The 17497-nt window shown below is 64.9% G+C and carries 17 protein-coding genes and 1 tRNA gene; 5 read left to right on the top strand and 13 right to left on the bottom strand.

All coding sequences use genetic code 11. The features are described 5' to 3' along the window. Positions 1-61 precede the first annotated feature (61 nt). Complete coding sequence (locus C477_RS08500) at positions 62-874, top strand: helix-hairpin-helix domain-containing protein (protein ID WP_008894061.1); 813 nt, start codon at positions 62-64, stop codon at positions 872-874. A gap of 35 nt (positions 875-909) precedes the next feature. After that, the gene (locus C477_RS08495; RefSeq protein ID WP_008894060.1) at positions 910-1572 is read left to right on the top strand and encodes a metallophosphoesterase family protein; all 663 of its coding nucleotides are present in this window, start codon (positions 910-912) and stop codon (positions 1570-1572) included. A gap of 134 nt (positions 1573-1706) precedes the next feature. Here the strand turns inward: C477_RS08495 and C477_RS08490 are convergent, their stop codons facing one another. Continuing rightward, positions 1707-3149 (bottom strand): glutamine synthetase family protein, encoded by a 1443-nt coding sequence (locus C477_RS08490; protein ID WP_008894059.1) that lies wholly within the window; start codon positions 3147-3149, stop codon positions 1707-1709. A gap of 126 nt (positions 3150-3275) precedes the next feature. On the opposite strand from C477_RS08490, the gene lrp reads away from it, so the two are divergent. Beyond that, on the top strand, positions 3276-3737 hold the full coding sequence (gene lrp, locus C477_RS08485) for an HTH-type transcriptional regulator Lrp (RefSeq protein ID WP_008894058.1): 462 nt from the start codon (positions 3276-3278) through the stop codon (positions 3735-3737). Between the two features lie 108 nt (positions 3738-3845). On the opposite strand, the gene C477_RS08480 is transcribed toward lrp, so the two are convergent. From C477_RS08480 to thsB, 3 genes are all read right to left on the bottom strand, one after another. Next, entirely contained in the window at positions 3846-5765 is a 1920-nt protein-coding gene (locus C477_RS08480) for an ABC transporter ATP-binding protein (RefSeq protein WP_008894057.1), read from the bottom strand. 91 nt (positions 5766-5856) lie between these two features. Further along, positions 5857-5997 (bottom strand): hypothetical protein, encoded by a 141-nt coding sequence (locus C477_RS24050; RefSeq protein WP_008894056.1) that lies wholly within the window; start codon positions 5995-5997, stop codon positions 5857-5859. A 312-nt stretch (positions 5998-6309) separates the two neighbouring features. Then, complete coding sequence (gene thsB, locus C477_RS08475; RefSeq protein ID WP_083870266.1) at positions 6310-7989, bottom strand: thermosome subunit beta; 1680 nt, start codon at positions 7987-7989, stop codon at positions 6310-6312. A gap of 386 nt (positions 7990-8375) precedes the next feature. Between thsB and C477_RS08470 the strand changes: the two genes are divergently transcribed. Together C477_RS08470 and C477_RS08465 are read left to right on the top strand one after the other, a co-directional pair. Further along, positions 8376-9305 (top strand): NAD-dependent epimerase/dehydratase family protein, encoded by a 930-nt coding sequence (locus tag C477_RS08470; RefSeq protein ID WP_008894054.1) that lies wholly within the window; start codon positions 8376-8378, stop codon positions 9303-9305. Positions 9306-9380: 75 nt separating this feature from the next. Then, entirely contained in the window at positions 9381-10421 is a 1041-nt protein-coding gene (locus C477_RS08465) for a pentapeptide repeat-containing protein (RefSeq protein WP_008894053.1), read from the top strand. Between the two features lie 45 nt (positions 10422-10466). Here the strand turns inward: C477_RS08465 and C477_RS08460 are convergent, their stop codons facing one another. The 9 genes from C477_RS08460 to citZ all read right to left on the bottom strand — a co-directional run bounded on the left by C477_RS08460 (position 10467) and on the right by citZ (position 17410). Further along, the gene (locus tag C477_RS08460) at positions 10467-11189 is read right to left on the bottom strand and encodes an SOS response-associated peptidase (RefSeq protein WP_008894052.1); all 723 of its coding nucleotides are present in this window, start codon (positions 11187-11189) and stop codon (positions 10467-10469) included. A gap of 517 nt (positions 11190-11706) precedes the next feature. Next, positions 11707-12864, bottom strand: a complete 1158-nt coding sequence (locus C477_RS08455) for an RNA-guided endonuclease InsQ/TnpB family protein (protein WP_239641857.1) — start codon at positions 12862-12864, stop codon at positions 11707-11709. Between the two features lie 215 nt (positions 12865-13079). Continuing rightward, positions 13080-13160: transfer RNA gene (locus C477_RS08450), tRNA-Ser, on the bottom strand. 27 nt (positions 13161-13187) lie between these two features. Next, positions 13188-13472, bottom strand: a complete 285-nt coding sequence (locus C477_RS08445; protein WP_008894049.1) for a hypothetical protein — start codon at positions 13470-13472, stop codon at positions 13188-13190. Beyond that, complete coding sequence (locus tag C477_RS08440; RefSeq protein ID WP_008894048.1) at positions 13472-13852, bottom strand: Rid family detoxifying hydrolase; 381 nt, start codon at positions 13850-13852, stop codon at positions 13472-13474. Before C477_RS08440 ends, C477_RS08445 begins: the two co-directional genes overlap by 1 nt. Before the next feature lie 113 nt (positions 13853-13965). Then, positions 13966-14181, bottom strand: coding sequence for a hypothetical protein (locus tag C477_RS08435; RefSeq protein WP_008894047.1), 216 nt, complete (start codon positions 14179-14181; stop codon positions 13966-13968). 89 nt (positions 14182-14270) lie between these two features. Continuing rightward, positions 14271-15482 (bottom strand): threonine ammonia-lyase, encoded by a 1212-nt coding sequence (gene ilvA / locus C477_RS08430; RefSeq protein ID WP_008894046.1) that lies wholly within the window; start codon positions 15480-15482, stop codon positions 14271-14273. A gap of 252 nt (positions 15483-15734) precedes the next feature. Beyond that, positions 15735-16139: a gamma-glutamylcyclotransferase family protein gene (locus tag C477_RS08425; protein ID WP_008894045.1), complete on the bottom strand. Its 405-nt coding sequence runs from the start codon at positions 16137-16139 to the stop codon at positions 15735-15737. Positions 16140-16261: 122 nt separating this feature from the next. Next, complete coding sequence (gene citZ / locus C477_RS08420; RefSeq protein WP_008894044.1) at positions 16262-17410, bottom strand: citrate synthase; 1149 nt, start codon at positions 17408-17410, stop codon at positions 16262-16264. Between the last annotated feature and the right edge of the window lie 87 nt (positions 17411-17497).

The following is a 17497-nucleotide window of genomic DNA, read 5'->3' as shown; positions in this document are numbered from 1 at the left end:
TTCCCGAACGACGCCGACTACCGAGTGACCAATGAGTCAATCGGAATCCCCCATTCGAGCGATGTTCGACGCCCAGCGAACCGCGATCAAAGGAAGCCAGCAGCTGTTCACGCAGGGGTTGTCCGCCCAGTCCGCCGTCGATAGGCTGGCGGTGACCGGAGTGAACGGCCAGGAGTCGCTCCAGCGCCAGCAACTCGAACTCGCGCAGGCGGCGACCCACGGCTACGTCGACGCGACGACCGCGATGTTCCCCGGTGAGGGGTCCGCGGACGCCCACCGGAGCGTCGACGAGGCGTTCGCACAGCTGAAGACGACCCACGCGGAGTTCTACGACGCCCTCGAGCGCGAACTCGAGCGGGACGCCGACGTCGCGGACGAGTTCTCCGAGGAGTTCGTCGACGCGTTCGAGGACGGGACCGAACAGTTCCTCGAGCTCTCCCGCTCGGTCGAGGAACAGACGGTCCAGAGCGTCGACGAGCTCTCGAGTCAGCTCAGCGAGCAACTCGAGCGAACCCAAGAGCTGCAGGACCAGCTCGAGGAGCAACTCGAGCGCCAGAGCGACGACGTCGCGGACCTGCTCGACCGGCAGGCCGAACAGATCGAACAGCTCCAGCAGCAACTCGAGGAACAGGCCGAGGAAGTGACCCAACAGCTTCAGGACCAGCAGGTCTCGGCGGAGACGAAGATCGAGACCGACCCGGAGCACACGCTCGAATCCGTCGCGGGAATCGACGCGGACGTCCGCGAGCGACTCGCCGACGCCGGCATCGCGACGGTCGACGACCTCGTGCGCGCCGACGCCGAGACCGTCGCCGAGGCCGCCGACGTCTCGGAAAGCGACGCCGAGGAGTGGATCGACCAGGCTGAAGCCTGAGCAACGTTTTCCTCGACGGGACCGTTCGTCCACGCATGCTCGTTCTCGGCGACGCCCACGCGTCCGAGCCGGACCGCCGCGAGACGCTCCTGAAACTGTACCGAGCCGTCGATCCCGCCGCCGTGTTACAGCTCGGCGATCTCGAGTACTACGACCTCCCGGCGCCGACGTGGTTCGTCGCGGGCAACAACGAGGACCTCGACGTCATCGAAGCGCTGCGCGCCGGCGAGGACCCGCCCGAGGCCGACGGCGTCCACCTGCTCGCGAGCACCGTCGCGTCCGTCGACGGGCTCCGCGTGGCCGGCCTCTCGGGGAACTACGCGCCGACGAAGTACGACTGCGCCCGCGACGAGCTCGAGGGAGACCGCCACCGACACTTCACCCGCGAAGACGTCGAGCGAGCGGCCGAACTGGACGACGTCGACGTCCTGCTCACCCACGAGGCCCCGACCGGACTCCTCTCCTACGGCTACGATCCCGGCTGCGAACACGTCGACGCCCTGCTCGAGGCCCTCTCGCCGTCGCTCTGTCTGGTCGGCCACCACGAGCGCCACCGCGAGGCCGAGATCGCCGGCGTCGACGTGGTGAGCCTCGCTCCCGCCTGGGAGCGATACTACACGCTCGAAGGCGATGTCGACGAAGGTGGGCTCCGACTCGAGGGCCACGAGCACGCGTTCGGTCCCGACGCGTCCGACTAATTGCGGCGCGGTAGCGATACGACCCGTTCCGCGAGCCCGCGGCTCGAGCGCTGGACGCGAGCTACGGACCGAAACAAAACGGCGAGAGCGAGAGAGAAAACGGCAGCGAGTCTCCACCGAACGGCCGGGCGACCTCAGAACGTCTCGAGGTAACGGTCGAGTTCCCACTGAGAGACGTCGACGAGGTACTCCTCGAACTCCTGGCTCTTAGCTTCGACGAACTTCGGTGCGACGTGCTCGCCGAGCGCGCTGTAGATGGCCTCGTCGTCCTCGAGGGCCTCGACGGCCTCGCCGAGGTTCGACGGGAGCGTCTCGATGCCGTACTCCTCTCGTTTCTGCTCGTCGAACTCGTAGATGTTCTCCCGAACCGGGTCGGGACACTCGAGGTCGTTCTCGATGCCGTCGAGACCCGCGTGGATCATGACGGCGAAGGCGAGATAGGGGTTACACGAGGGGTCTGGTGAGCGCAGTTCGACACGCGAGGCCGCCGGCGTGCGAGCCGCCGGCTTGCGGATCAGCGCCGAGCGGTTGCGATCAGACCAGGCGACGTAGACCGGCGCCTCGTAGCCCGGTACCAGGCGCTTGTAGCTGTTGACCGTCGGGTTCGCGACCGCCGTGATCGCCGGCGCGTGCTCTAAGATACCCGCGAGGAACGAGTGGGCCTCGTCGCTGAGGTTGAACTCGTCGTCCTCGTCGTGGAACGCGTTCTCGCCGTCCTCGAACAGCGAGAAGTGCGTGTGCATTCCCGAGCCGTTGATCTTCGGGATCGGCTTGGGCATGAACGTCGCGTGGAGGTCGTGCTGGGCCGCGATGGCGCGGACGACGGTGCGGAAGGTGGCGACGTTGTCCGCGGTCGCGAGCGCGTCGTCGTACTCGAAGTTGATCTCGTGCTGGCCTTCGGCGACCTCGTGGTGGCTGGCCTCGATCTCGAAGCCCATGTCCTCGAGGCCGTAGATGATGTCCCGGCGGACGTCGCTCGCGAGGTCTTTNGCGACCTCGTGGTGGCTGGCCTCGATCTCGAAGCCCATGTCCTCGAGGCCGTAGATGATGTCCCGGCGGACGTCGCTCGCGAGGTCTTTCGGCGCGAGGTCGAAGTAGCCACCGGCGTCGTTGGTGTTGGTCGTCGCGCGGCCCTCCTCGTCTTCCTCGAACAGGAAGAACTCCGGTTCGGGCGCGGCGTTGACCTCGTAGCCGAGGTCCTCGGCGCGCTCGAGCGCGTTCTTGAGGACGCGGCGCGGGTCGCCCTCGAAGGGCTCGCCCGTCGAGGTGTTGTAGACGTCACAGATCATCCGGGCCGCGGCACTGCCCTCCTTCTGGCGCCACGGGAGGATCGCGAAGGTGTCAGGGTCGGGGACCAGGCGCATGTCCGACTCCTGAATGCGGACGAAGCCTTCGATCGAGGAGCCGTCGAAGTAGATACCCTCGCTGAAGGCCTTCTCGGCCTGGCGAGCGGGAACGGAGACGTTCTTTACCGTTCCGAGAATGTCAGTAAACTGAAGACGGAGGAAATCGACGTCTTTCTCCTCGATCTCGTCTAATACCGCCTGTTCGGCCTCGGTGATGTTTCCGCTTGTCATATTTCTCGTCGTCCTACCCAAGTAACTCTGCTACTAAAACCCTACTGCTCTAAGCAAATCTTCTCTCCAACCGTCGGAACTGACTGTTCGTAAAGTTCTAATGGGACTAGCGAGTGGGTGTGCGTGATGACGTACGAAAATCTCGATGCAAAACTAGTGAATGAACTTCTGGGTAACGGGCGGGCGAGCCTCCGCAGCCTCGGCGAGGAACTCGACGTTTCGGTGACGACAGTTTCGAACCACCTCTCCGACCTCGAGGACGATGGCGTGATCGAAGGCTACACGCCACAGGTCGATTACGACGCGGTCGGGTACGACGTCACGGCCGTCGTTCAGCTGCAGGTCGAGGGGAACGCACTCCCCGACGTCACCGACGCGCTCCGGGATCACCCGCAGATGATCTCGGTCTACGAGGTGACCGGCGACTACGACGTCATCGCCGTCGGCAAGTTCACCGACACCGACGGCATGAACGACGAGATCAAGGACCTGCTGTCCGACCCGGATATCAAGGCCTCGAACACGAGCGTCGTTCTCAACGCGGTCAGCGAGAACGAGCAGTTCGAACTCGAGGTCGACGAGCGCTAATTCGAACGGAAGCGGGCGGCTCGGACGATTCTCCGTCAGTCAGCAGCCCGTACCCGAGGGTTTGGCGTCGGCGCCGCACCGCAGCGTTTGCGACCGACGCCGGTTCGATCAGTCGTCCCCGTCGGTCAGCGCTTCGGCGGCCGTGTCGCGGTTTCCGGCCTGAGCTGCCCACAGCATCGCGTACCGACCGTTCGCCGCCAGGAGCTCCTCGTGATCCCCGCGTTCGACGATTTCGCCGTCTTCGACGACGAGGATCGCGTCCGCCCCCTTGATCGTCGAGAGCCGGTGGGCGATCGTCAGCGTCGTCCGCTCCGCGGTGAGCCGGTCGATCGACTGCTGAATCTGGAGCTCCGTCTTCGTGTCGACGGCGCTGGTCGCCTCGTCTAACACGACGAGGGCCGGGTCCGCGAGGACGACCCGCGCGAGCGCGATCCGCTGTCGCTGGCCGCCCGAGAGCTTGACACCCTCCTCGCCGACGCGGGTCTCGTAGCCGTCTGGGAGACCGGTGATGAATTCGTGGGCCTGCGCCGCCCGCGCGGCCTCGCGGATCGCCTCATCGTCGGCCTCGAATTGGCCGTAACGGATGTTGTCCGCGATGGTCCCGTCGAAGAGCACCGTCTCCTGACTCACGTAGCCGATCGACGACCGCAGATCGGACAGCGAGAGGTCGCGGACGTCGTGGCCGTCGATCCGGATCGATCCCGACTCCACGTCGTACAGCCGGAGGAGCAGTTTGACGAGCGTCGACTTGCCGGCGCCGGTCGGGCCGACGAACGCGACCGTCTCGCCGGGTTCGGCGGTAACGGAGACGTCCCGGATGACGGACTCCTCGAAGGCCATCTCCTCGCCGACGTGGGCCTCGCTGGCGTCGTAGCTGAAGGTGACGTCCTCGTACTCGACGCGACCCTCGACGGACTCGAGTTCGGCCGGGTCGTCGGGGTCATCGACGCGGACGGGAATGTCCATCAGCCCGAAGACGCGCTCGCTCGAGGCCTTGGCGTTCTCGTACTGGTCGACGATGTTCGAGACCTCGGCCAGCGGGGCGACGATCCGCTGGGTCATAAAGAGGAAGACGACGAAGTCGCCGACCGAGAGGGTGCCGGTTAGCGGGCCGGGCGCCGCGCCGGTGGCGAGCCAGAGGCCGCCGACGAGGAAGGTCCCGGCGAAGGCGAGGCCGGCGAGCAGTTCCATGCCGGGCCGGTAGAAGTACGAAAGTCGGAGGACGGCCATCGTGTCCTCGTAGAGCCGCCGCGACGCCCGCCGCACGCGATCGATCTCGTGGGACTCGCTGTTGGTCGCCTTCGTCAGCGTGACCGCCGAGAGGCTGTTCTCGAGGCGGGTGTTGAGCCAGCCGACGGCCGAGCGCTGGCGGGCGTATCGGGGTTCGACGACGCGCATGAACCAGATCGTGAAGGCGATCATCGCCGGAATCGCGACGAGCGTGACGAGCGCCAGCTGCCAGTTGAGATAGAAGAGGACACCGGCGATCCCGCCGACCATCACCAGCAGCCGCGCGGAGTTCATCAACGCGTTGTCGAGGAACATCTCGAGGTTCTGCGTGTCGTTGTTCAACACCGCCATGACCTCGCCGGTCTCCTTGTCGTCGAAGAAGGTCATGTCGAGACGCTGCATCTTCTCGAAGGAGTCGACGCGCACGGCGTGCATTACGCCGTGGGCGAACAGGTTGGCGGTGACGCCGTAGATCCAGGTGAAGAGGGCGACGACGAGGAACGAGCCCGCGATGGCCGCGATCGAGAACCAGAACTGGGCCATCTGCGTGGTCGGCAGCCAGGCGTTGGGCACGATCGGCAACTCAAACGCGCCGTCGCCGGCGAAGATCGCGTCGATGGCGGTGCCCAGCAACAGCGGCGGGACGAGACTCGCCATCCGGGCGACGAAGTTGGCGAGCATCCCCGCAGTGAACCAGCCCAACCGATCGGGCGCGTATTCCTGAAAGAGTCGCCACAGCGGTCGGTCGACGTGCTCGCGGTAGGCATCGAACGGCGTCTCGTCCTCGGTGGTACTCACTGGCGAAGAGCTTTCGGTTCGAAACGGAAAGCGGCCATGATTTCGGCAACTGATGGCATCGACCGCCGGATCGGCACCGGTGGCGCCGCGGCTACCGGTAGTACAGCAACACCAGCCCGACGGCGAGGAGCATGAGCCCCCACCACAGCGAGTCGCCGGGGAGCGCCTTCAGGACGAGCGTGACGATACCGGAGGTAAACAGCGACCAGCCGAAGGTCGTTTGCGACGACATAGTCGCCGTACAGGCCCCAGGACAAAAGGTCGCCGGCTTGCCACGAAGTGGAAGTGGGATTCGCGAGTGACAGTCGTGTTGCGATTAGAACTGGAGAAAAAACCGCTGACCGCGAGTGAATTACTGCCGGTTGATCATCCTCGGCCGAGTATCGGCGAGTGAGTGGTTCGGAGAACCCGAACGACGTCGTTCCCCGAGTGCGGCGCCACGCGCCGCACTCGGGCCGACGAGCGACCCTCGGGAGCGAGGAGTGCTTTTATACTAAATTTTGCCGAGGGCCAGCTTCGCTGGCCCGTAGAGCAAAATTTAGTTCTACATCATGCCGCCCATGCCGCCGCCCATGCCGCCCATGCCGCCGGCGCCGCCGGGGGCGCCGGGGGCGCCGCCTTCTTCGTCGCCGCCCTTGTCGGTCGACAGGTCGCCGGCGGAGATGATGTCGTCGATTTTGAGGACCAGGTTCGCGGCCTCGGCAGCGGAGGTGACGGCCTGTTCCTTGGCGTGGGCCGGCTCGACGACGCCGGCTTCGAAGGTGTCCTCGACGTCGCCGGTGAAGACGTTCAGGCCGGCTTCGACGTCGCCGTCGTCGTGGGCCGAACGCAGGTCGACGAGCGTGTCGATGGAGTCGAGGCCGGCGTTCTCGGCGAGCACGCGCGGGACGAGCTCGAGCGAGTCGGCGAAGGCCTCGACGGCCAGCTGTTCGCGGCCGGAGACGGAGTCGGCGTAGTCGCGCAGGCGGCTGGCGAGTTCGACTTCGATGGCGCCGCCGCCGGCGAGGACGCGACCGTCGGAGACGGTCTGGGCGACGACGTCGAGTGCGTCGTTGACGCCGCGCTCGAGTTCGTCGACGACGTGCTCGGTCGAGCCGCGCAGCAGGAGCGTGACGCCGTGGGCGTCCTCGCCCTCGACGTAGAACAGCTCGTCAGCGTCGTCGCGGGTGACGTCGCCGAAGCCGAGGTCGTCCTCGGTCGCGCTCTCGAGGTCGGAGACGACCGACGCGCCGACGACTTCCGAGAGGAACTCGAGGTCGGACTTCTTGGCGCGGCGGACGGCGAGGATGCCCTCCTTTGCGAGGTAGTGCTGGGCGAGGTCGTCGATGCCCTTCTGGCAGAAGACGACGTCGGCGCCGAGGTCGGCGATCGTGTCGACCTTCTCGCGGAGCTGTTTCTCCTCGCGGTCGAGGAACTTCTGGAGCTGGTCGGGGTCGGTGACGGAGACCTCGGTGTCGACGTCGGTCTCTTCGACCTCGATGGCCTCGTTGAGCAGCAGGATGTCGGCGTCGGTGGCCTCGGTGGGCATGTTGTCGTGGACGGGGTCCTTGTCCACGATGCCGCCCTCGAGCAGGTCGGACTCGCCGGCGCTACGGCCGGTCTGGGTCTCGATGTTGAGGAACTCGAGGTCGACGACGTTGTTGCCCTCGTCGTCCTCGACGGTGACCTGCTTGACCGCGTCGATGATGAGCTGCGAGAGGTGCTCCTTGTTGACCTCGGTGCCCTTGCCGGTCATCGAGGTTTCGGCGACCGAGCGCAGGAGCTCCTCGTCTTCGGTGTCGACGTCCTGGGCGATGTCGTCGATCTCGTCGCGGGCCTGCTCGGAGGCCATGTGGAAGCCCTTGATGATCGCCGTCGGGTGGATCTCCTGCTCGAGAAGGTCCTCGGCGTTTTTGAGGAGTTCGCCGGCGATCGCGACGGCCGTCGTGGTGCCGTCGCCAGCCTCGTCCTCCTGGGTCTCGGCGACCTCGATGATCATCTCGGCCGTCGGGTTGTCGATGTCCATCTCCTGGAGGATGGTGACGCCGTCGTTCGTGATGGTGACCGAGCCCATCGAGTCGACGAGCATCTTGTCCATCCCTTTCGGACCGAGTGTGGAACGGACGGCCTCGGCGACCGCACGGGCCGCGCTGATGTTGTAATCCTGCGCGTCCTTGTCCTTGACGCGCTGGGAATCCTCGCTCATTACGATCATCGGCTGACCCTGCTGCATTCGCTGGCTCATAGTCGGTCGAATCATTGATTGTGATTCTACATAAACGTTACGCTATTCAACGCTCGTGACGATCGTCAGCAAACGAAGCGAGCGGTGCAAAACCGCCGTAGTGCGCGGTGTTCGGCACCCATCCACGTGAGAAGCTAACATTCCAAGAGGGAGCTCACAAGGAGGGTACATCCGCCATATTTAAGTGGATCCGATTTGCGCGACGGGGTGGTCCGTTCCGAAAGGGCCGATGGGACGCCGACGTACCGAACGAGCGGCGACGCACTGGCGACTCGACGCCGGACGAATCATCACATATCCTATATAATTCGGACCTTACCGCGGCGAGGACTTGAGTCATCGACGGCGAAGACAACAATTATCCCGATGTCAATGGATCGTCCGGTATGGAGCTCTCGAACGGACGGGTTCTCGTCACGGGCGGCGCCGGATTCATCGGATCGCATCTGACCGAACGACTGCTGGCCGACGGCGTCGACGTCACGATCGTCGACGATCTGTCGAACGGCGACGCCGACCGCGTTCCCGAGGACGCGACGTTCATCGAAGCGGACCTCACCGAACCCGGCGTTCTCGACGGTCGCCTCGACGACGTCGATCTCGTCTTCCACCTCGCGGCGTCGAAACACGTCGACACCGACCGCCCGCACGGCCAGTTCGACGACAACACGCGGATGACCCGCAACATCCTCGAGTCGATGGCCGACGCCGGCGTCACGGAGATCGCCTACACCTCAACCTCGACGGTCTACGGTGAGGCCCCGCGGCCGACGCCCGAAGACTACGCCCCGCTCGAGCCGATCAGCGCCTACGGGGCGAGCAAGCTCGCGGACGAGGGACTGCTCTCTGCGCGGGCACACAGCCACGATCTGACCGTCTGGAACTTCCGCTTCGCGAACGTCGTCGGGCCGCGCCTTCGCGGGGCCGTCATTCCGGATTTCATCGAAAAGCTGCAGGACGATCCCGAGACGCTGACGATCCTGGGCGACGGGCGACAGGAGAAGTCCTACCTCGACATCGAGGACTGCCTCGACGCGATATTCCACGTCGTCGAACACGCCGACGACGCGATGAACACCTACAACCTCGGGACGCGGACGACGACCTCGGTCGATCGGATCGCCGCCATCGTCGCCGACGAGATGGAACTCGAGCCCGAGTTCGAGTACACCGGCGGCGAGCGCGGCTGGACCGGCGACGTGCCGAAGATGCGCCTCTCGATCGAGAAGCTCTCGGCGCTGGGCTGGGAGCCGACGCGCTCGAGCGACGAGGCCGTCCGGCGGGCGGCTCGGGAGATTCTCGCGGAACTGAACTGAACGCCGCGCCGCGCGGCTCGCGTCGGTACGTATTCAGGCACTACTATTAGGGGCCAGCTAGCTGCTAAGACGGCTATGACTGCCCAGCGGTGTAGACACGTCACGAGTAGCAGCGGGGTCGACGAGGCCGGTGCGGTCTGTTGCTGGCGGCCCACGTGGGACGATACCGATCGGTGTCTCTGGCACACCGAGCGCGTCGTTCCGGCGGAGGAGTACGAGCGAAATCCGCCGGAGCCGGGCGAACGGCTCGACGGAGCGAATCTCGAGGGGACGATGTTGAGCGGGACGTCGTTCCTCGCAGGGCGGTCGCTCGTCGCCGCGGACTTCACCGACGCGGTCCTCGACGGCGCCGACCTCTCGGAGGCGGATCTCCGCCGCGCCAGATTTCAGGACGTCGACGCACACGGCGCGTCGTTCCGAGGCGCGAACCTCCACGACGCCGTGTTCACCTTCGCCGACCTCCGAGGCGCGGACTTTCGAGAGGCGAGGCTGTACCGTGCGGGGCTGACCGACGTTCGACTCAACCTCGAGACGACGTTCGGCGAACGGTCGGTGTACGAGAACGAACTGAGATGGGCGTCGGACGAGGATTTCCTGGCCCTATCCGAATCCGCACAGTGGCTCTACCGCGAGCTCCAGCGCCTCTACGGGGAAAACGCGCTTTCGGAGCAGGCACAGACCTACTACCTTCGCGAGATGGATCTCCGGCGCCGCCTGGCCTGGCGGGGCGGAAACTACCTGCAGGCGATCACGCTCGCCGGATCGCGCTGGGTCATGCGCTACGGGACGAGTCCGTGGCGCGTCGTCGCGACCTCGCTGCTTCTGATCGTCGTCTGTGCGGGGCTGTTCCCGCTGACCGGCGGCATCCGCGAGGTCGGAACCGACACGGCGATCACCTACGAAATCGACGATCCGGCGGACACCCCCGGCCCCGTCCTCGTTCGAACGTTTCTCAAGAGCCTCTACTTCAGCGTCATCACCTTCGCCACGCTCGGCTACGGCGACATCCAGCCGGTCGGCGGGTGGGCCCGCGCCGTCGCCGGCATCGAAACCCTGCTCGGATCGCTGCTGATGGCGCTGCTTGTCTTCGTCCTCACGCGGAGCGTCCACTACTGAACGCGCAGAGCGAACGAGCGGGAGAACGCCAGCGATTCGGACGGCTCAACCGGTCTCGAGGGGTTCGACCAGCGACGGCTCGTCGACCGACGGATCGTTGACCGCCCGCGAGACCGGGTACGCGCGCATTCCGTCGGAGGGGTGGGGCTCGAGGAGTTCGCCGGGATCGTCGGCCGTCAGCCACTCCCGTTCGCTCCCGGGTTCGAGAATCACCGCCATCCGGTGGTGGAGGTCCGCGACGAGGTCGTTGGGCTCGGTCGTCACGATGGTGAAGGTCTCGAGCGGGCCGTCTGAACCGTCGTCTTCGCTCTCCTCGAGCCCGCCGCCGAACGCCTCGAGGCCGGCCTGGGTCGTCTCCTCGTCGGGCTCCCATCGCTCCCACAGCCCGGCCAGCGCGAACACGCGGTCGTCCTCGAAGCTAACTCTGTACGGCCGTTTCCCATCGTCCGTCTCGACCCACTCGTAGAAGCCGTCGGCCGGGACGAGGCAGCGACGGCGCTCGTACGCCTCGCGAAACGTCGGCTTCTCGTCGAGCGTCTCCGCCCGCGCGTTGATGAGCCCGCCGCTGTCGTCATCGGCCCACGACGGCACCAGCCCCCACTCGAGTCGCCGGACCGTCTCCGGGTCGTCGTTCGCGATCACCGGCAGGCGCTGGCCCGGCGCCATGTTGTACCGCGGTTCGAACCCGTCACCGCCGCCCGCGAACCGCGCGTCGAACCGCTCCTCGAGGACCTCCCGCTCGACCATCAGCGTGTAGCGACCGCACATACCTCGCCCGTCGATCCGTCGGGATAAATCGTTGTTCGTCGGCGTTCGAGAATGTCGGTTCCACATACCGCACTACAGACGAGTTCGGGGCGCAGACGGCCGCTCGAGCCCCGACCGCGCGACGAGTACCGGTCCGCTTGCGGGGCGGTATGGGCCTCATACTATCGCCGAGACGGCCGGTAAGGGCCCCGTTACGATATCCGATCCCGGCGCAGGTCACGACGGGGTCACGATAATGGATCGATACGAAATGGTGGTGTGTCAAAGCGGCAATCTCGAACTCCGCGATCCGGACGACCCCGACTGCTGGATTGCGACCGACTCGCCGGCGACAGTGACGCGGTAACCCGTCTCGCCTCCACGATACCGGTACCGCTCATCATTTTTCGAGGACGCGATTGCACTGATCACTCCGTAAGTAAGAGCGCTAGTAGGATACTTCACAGAACGCCAAGACTGGGATGCCGACGACCCCGTTCGGGGCTTGTCAGTGAACGTGACGAGACCGAGACCAACGTCAGTCGGCCGGGATAAACCCGCGATTCGGCTCGACGGTTCCTGACTTTAGGGCGAGTCGACTGTCGCCCGTCCGCCGAGACGACTGTTGGCCCCGACGGACGTATCGCCATCCGATGTTTTTCGCACCGATGTAATCGGCGTTCGCCGTTGCGCCGCAGTTCTCGCATTCGAACAGAGCCTGTCGCACGCGGTTTTCCGCACTGGTATGTCCGCATTCCGGACACCGCTGACTTGTGTACTCCGGCGAGACGAACGCAGTCCGGATCCCTTCGGCTTTGGCCTTGTACTCGAGCAGATCGACGAGCTTCCGGTGGGCCCACTGATGAAATTCCTTGGCAGGTGGTGCCCGTTGACGGATATGCGTCAGGTTCTCGATGGCGATAACGGTACAGCCGTGGTCGAGCGCCTCCCTGAGGATATCGTTGGCGACGTCGTGGAGCGTCTGTCGAACGCACCGGCCTTCCCGTCCGCTCAGTCGCTGAATGGTCCGATGTGCTGACCGCGTCCCGGTTCGCTGGAGCCCACTTCGGATACGGTCGAACTCGCGATGACGATGTCGCAGTTCCCGTCCCGAGGCGAAGTACGCGGTGATGGTAGTCGCGATGTTGACGATACCGAGGTCAACGCCGAGAACTGTCCTGTCCTCGGCGCCAGGTTTTGTCTCATCGCGCGACTCGGGTTTCGGTTTGCGAAAGCCGAGATGGAGATACCAGTCGCCGTCGCGTTTCGAGAGCGTCGATTCGGTCAGCTCCCACCCATCGTCATCCAGGTACTGACGTTGGTAACCGGTTCCGTCGTCTGGGAGCGCGAGGTCGCACTTGATTCGATCTCCGGTACCGGCCGTCGCCAGTGACACGGAATCGTCGTCGAACAACGTCATCGTCCGTACGTCATAGGTCAGCGTATCGCTGGTGAACGTCGGCCGAGACGTATCGTAGCCCTTGTCGAGGCCTTCGATCTCTTCGACGCCTGCGAGCGCGGCCGCGGCCTGATGGATCGCGAGAATCGCGTGTTGACTCCCGAGACGGGTTCGGTCCCGCACATCGTCGTATGCAAGACGTTGGAGACGCGTCTTCCGCGTCTCATCGACGTTCCAGCCGATCTGGCTCGCGATGTTGCAGGCGGACTTCCATTCACTGAGCGTCTGCGCAAGCATCTCCTGTTGCTCATCAGAAAGGATCGGTCGGGTAATCGCAGTCCGTCTCAGGTAGTCTTCGCCAGCCACATAGCATAATCGCCTCTGTCATAGTATTAAATTTATTATTTCCACAACCAGTCCGAAGGAGATTATTGAACGGTATCGTCCTCAATAGGGAATTATGTCTACACTTACGCAAATATATTTAGTAGAATTGAACGAATGTCCAGAAGCGCCAGGACAGGGATTTGAACCCTGAATCCCAAAGGGAACACGCTTTCCAGGCGTGCGCCTTACCGTTCGGCCATCCTGGCCCGTCTCTTCCTAACCGCGTCCGTCTTTTAACTCTTACTTTTGTCGTCGCCGCCGTGTGCCCCGGTTTCATCCCTCGCGCGTCGCGCCGCCCAGACAGCCACGCGGTGCTCGAGGCAGTAGGCCGTTCCCGCGGTAATTGCTCCGACGAGGACGGCGACGACGACCGCCCGCCCGAACGTCACGAGCGGGTCGACGACCAGCGCATAGCCCTGCACGAGCGCCAGGAACGCCATCCAGCCGACGGCGCCCCACAGGAGCGCCGAGACGATTCGGGGATGGGATCGGACGATCGGGGACAGCGCCGGAGCCATTACTCGAGGGAGGCAACGGCTTCGATTTCGACGCCGACGCCCTTGGGGAGGGCGGCGACCTCGACCGCGCTGCGGGCGGGCGGCTGGTCGTCGAAGTAGTCGGCGTAGGTCTCGTTCATTGCGTCGAAGTCGTCGATGTCGTCGAGGTAGACGGTGACCTTGAGAACGTCCTCGGACGACGCGCCCGCTTCGTCGAGGACGGCGTCGAGGTTGTAGAGAGCCTGTTCGGTCTGGGCCGCGATGGGTTCGTCGTCGAGCAGTTCGCCGTCGGCCGTCAGCGGGATCTGGCCGGCGGTAAAGAGCAGCGAGTCGTTGCTGGTCGCCTGGCTGTAGGCGCCGACCGCGGCGGGCGCGTCGTCGGTTTCGATGATCCGTTTCATGGTCGACGACTCGAGCCGAGGCGGCTTAAAAGCGGCCGAAGTGTGGTCGAGCGCTCGGCGGCCGCAGTGACCGACACGAGCGCAGTACGAGTGTCGAGCGCGTCGAATCGCGGTCAGGAATCCGGCTCGAGGGCCTGGACGCTCACCGAGATGACGTAGACGAACATGAACAGGAAGAAGCCGACGGTGAGCGGAATGAGCCGGTGATCGATGACGGCGAGGTCCAGCACCGCCGAGAGCGCGATTCCGAAGACGTAGATCCCCATCACGAACAGGCCGATCGCGTAGTAGAAGCGAAGATCGGATTCGAAGTATTCCTGAATTCCCATATCGGATTATTGCTGACTGATGGGAAAAGCATAGTGAACTGACCGGACGCAGTCGTCGCACAAGCGAACGAGCGATCGTGCCGAACCGATCAAGCGAGCACGTCGACTTCGTAGCCGGCGTCTCGCAGGTCGGAGAGGAAGGCGTCGACGTGGTCGGGGCCGCGCATCTCGAGTTCGATCTCGACTTCCGTATCGCTCATCTCGACGTCGCGGGAGGTCCGATCGTGGTGGATGGCGTAGATGTTCGCCTGGTGGGCGGTGAAGACATCGAGGAGATCCTCGAGCGCGCCCGGGCGGTCCTTCAGGACGGTGCGGATCTTCAGGTAGCGCCCGGTCTCGACGAGGCCGCGGACGATGACGTTGGTCAGCGTGTTGAGGTCGATGTTGCCGCCGCAGAGCGCGGGGACGATGACTTCGCCCTCGTCGTAGTCGAACTTCTCGAAGAGGACCGCGGCGAGGGGCACCGCGCCCGCGCCCTCGACGACCGTCTTCGAGCGCTCGAGGAGGTAGACCAGGGCGACGGCGATCTCGGGGTCGGAGACGGTGACGACCTCGTCGACGTACTCCTGGATGTAGGGAAAGGTCTGCTCGCCGACGCTGCGGGTCGCGATGCCGTCGGCGATGGTGTCGACCTCGTCGATCGAGATTCGCTCGCCCTTCTCGAGCGAGGTGGCGGCGCTCGAGGCGCCCGCGGCCTGGACGCCGATGACGCGCACGTCCGGGTTCTGCTCCTTGATCGCGGTCGCGATGCCGCTGATGAGGCCGCCGCCGCCGATGGGGACGACGACGGTCTCGACGTCGGGGCAGTCCTCGAGGATCTCGAGGCCGATCGTCCCCTGACCCGCCATGACGTACTCGTCGTCGAACGCGTGGACGTAGGTCCGCCCCTCCTCGCGTTCGATCTCGTGGGCGCGCTCGGCGGCTTCGTTGTAGTCGCGACCCGACAGCACGACCTCGGCGCCGTAGTTTCTGGTCGCCTTGACCTTCGAGATCGGGGCGTGTTCGGGCATCACGATCTTCGAGTCGACGCCCGACCGCGTGGCCGCGAGCGCGACCCCCTGGGCGTGGTTGCCCGCGCTGGCGGTGACGACGCCCGCGTCCTTCTGGGCGTCCGAGAGCGTCGCGATTCGATTGGTCGCCCCGCGGATCTTGAACGCGCCCGTCCGCTGGAAGTTCTCCAGTTTCAGGTGTACCTCGGCGCCGGTCATCGACGAATAGGTGTGGGACCGCTCGAGCGGCGTGTGTCTGGACGTTTCCCGCACCCGTTCGCGAGCCTCGAGAATATCGTCGAGTTCGAGCATACGCCCGACTACGGGGCGGGTACTGTAAGACTGTCGGGGACGACTCGCCGGACGGTCCGGCGCTCACGGCGACCCCAACAGGACAGTGTTGCCGGATTGGCAACACGACAGGGAATACAGGGAATGCACGGCGTGTGACGTGCGAGTGTAGAACGGGACGCGGTGCATATAAAGCTCATGGCTCCAGGGTAAAAGTGAAATCGCCACACAGAAGCGGGGAAACACCCGCGTCTGACGGTTGGCAGACGACCGTCATGCGCGTCTTCTTACCACGGTAGCATCCGGCACGATAGCGGAGCGAACCGCGTCGCGAAACGGGCGGTCGTCCGGCCACCCGTCGGCGTCGACGCCGAGTCGATCCGGCTGCCCGACGTAGATCCAGACGCGTCGGTCGTTCGGTCCCGAAACCGCAACCCGAACGTACAGTCCGCGATCGACGCCCTCGTAGCGATCGAGCCGCTCGAGCGCGGACTCGTCGACCGAGAGGAGTCGGCCCTCGACACTGCCGCCCGGAACGAGCGTCGGATACCGGCCGTCGACGCGCTGGAGCCCCTCGAGCGTCGCCGGTCCGACGAACTCGTACTCGCCGGGACCGTCCGCGAGCAGCGACGCGACCCGTTCGGGATCGGTCAGCGTCCCGTAGACGAAGACCAGCACGCGTCGGGGTACACACTCGACGGTCTTGCCCGTACTGGTTGGACTCGCGCTGCTGGGACCGGTATCGATGTCGTCGAAACGAACCCGCGACGCCGAAAAACTGACTCGCTCGAGCGGCCGCGTTACCGCTCTTCGACCGGGACGAACTCCTGGTCCTCCGGGCCGGTGTACCGCGAGAGGGGACGGATGAGACGGTTGTCCTCCTGGTACTCGAGGACGTGACCGACCCAACCGCCGGCGCGGCTCATCGCGAAGATGGGCGTGTACATGTCGATCGGGATGCCGAGCTGGTAGTAGACCGAGCCGGAGTAGAAGTCGACGTTCGGGGCGATCCCCTTCTCGGCCAGCCCCTTCTCCTGGGAGAGGTACTCCTCGATCGTGGTGGTGATGTCGTACCACTTCGAGTTGCCGCTCTCGGCGAGTTCCTTGCTGCGCTCTTGCAGGATCTTCGCGCGGGGGTCCTTGACGTTGTAGACGCGGTGTCCGAAGCCGGGAATGCGCCGGCCTTCGTCGGTCGCCTGCTCGACCCAGTCGAGGGGGTCGAGGTTGCTCTCGTCGATCTCCATCAGCACCTCCATGACGTCCTGATTCGCGCCGCCGTGAAGCGGGCCGGAAAGGGCACTAATACCACCGGTCACGGCACTGTAGATGTCGGCCATCGTCGAGCCGATCACCATCGACGTAAACGTCGAGGCGTTCAGGCCGTGGTCCGCGTGCAGGATCAGCGCCTGGTCGAAGGTTTCGGCGTGGACGTCGCTCGGCTCCTCGCCGGTCAGCATGTACAGGAAGTTCGCGGCCAGCCCCAGGTCAGGATGGGGGTCGACCGGCTCCTCGCCGAGCCGGTAGCGCTCGAAGGCCGCCAGCGCGGTCGGGATCTTGGCGGTGATGCGCCGCCCCTTGCGCATCGTCGCCTCGAGATCCTCGGGGTCAGCGTCGTTCTCGGGCTCGTAGGCCGAGAACATCGAAACCGCGGTTCGGAGGGCGGCCATCGGCCGTTCGTCGGCTGCCGCGAGCCGCTCCATGGCGTCGAGAACGTCGTCGTGGACCTCGCGCTCCTCCGAGAGCGCCGCGGCGAACGACTCGAGTTCGTCCGCGGTCGGGAGTTCGCCGTGCCAGAGGAGATAGAGGACTTCCTCGTAGCTCGTGCCGCGAGCGAGATCCTCGATCGAGTACCCTCGATAGATCAGTCGACCGGCGTCACCATCGATCGAGCTGAGCCCTGACTCTGCGACAAGGACTCCCTCCAGTCCTTTTTTGAGATCGTCAGCCATAGTCGATATTCCGCACCCCATTGGAAAAGTATTGTCGTTTGTTCGCCGTCACAGCCAAATGCGTGTGATGTCTCCGTTTCGTTCCGT

The sequence above is a fragment of the Haloterrigena salina JCM 13891 genome, from assembly GCF_000337495.1.
GTDB classification, from domain to species: Archaea; Halobacteriota; Halobacteria; order Halobacteriales; family Natrialbaceae; genus Haloterrigena; species Haloterrigena salina.
This window is presented reverse-complemented; position numbering and strand designations above follow the sequence as displayed.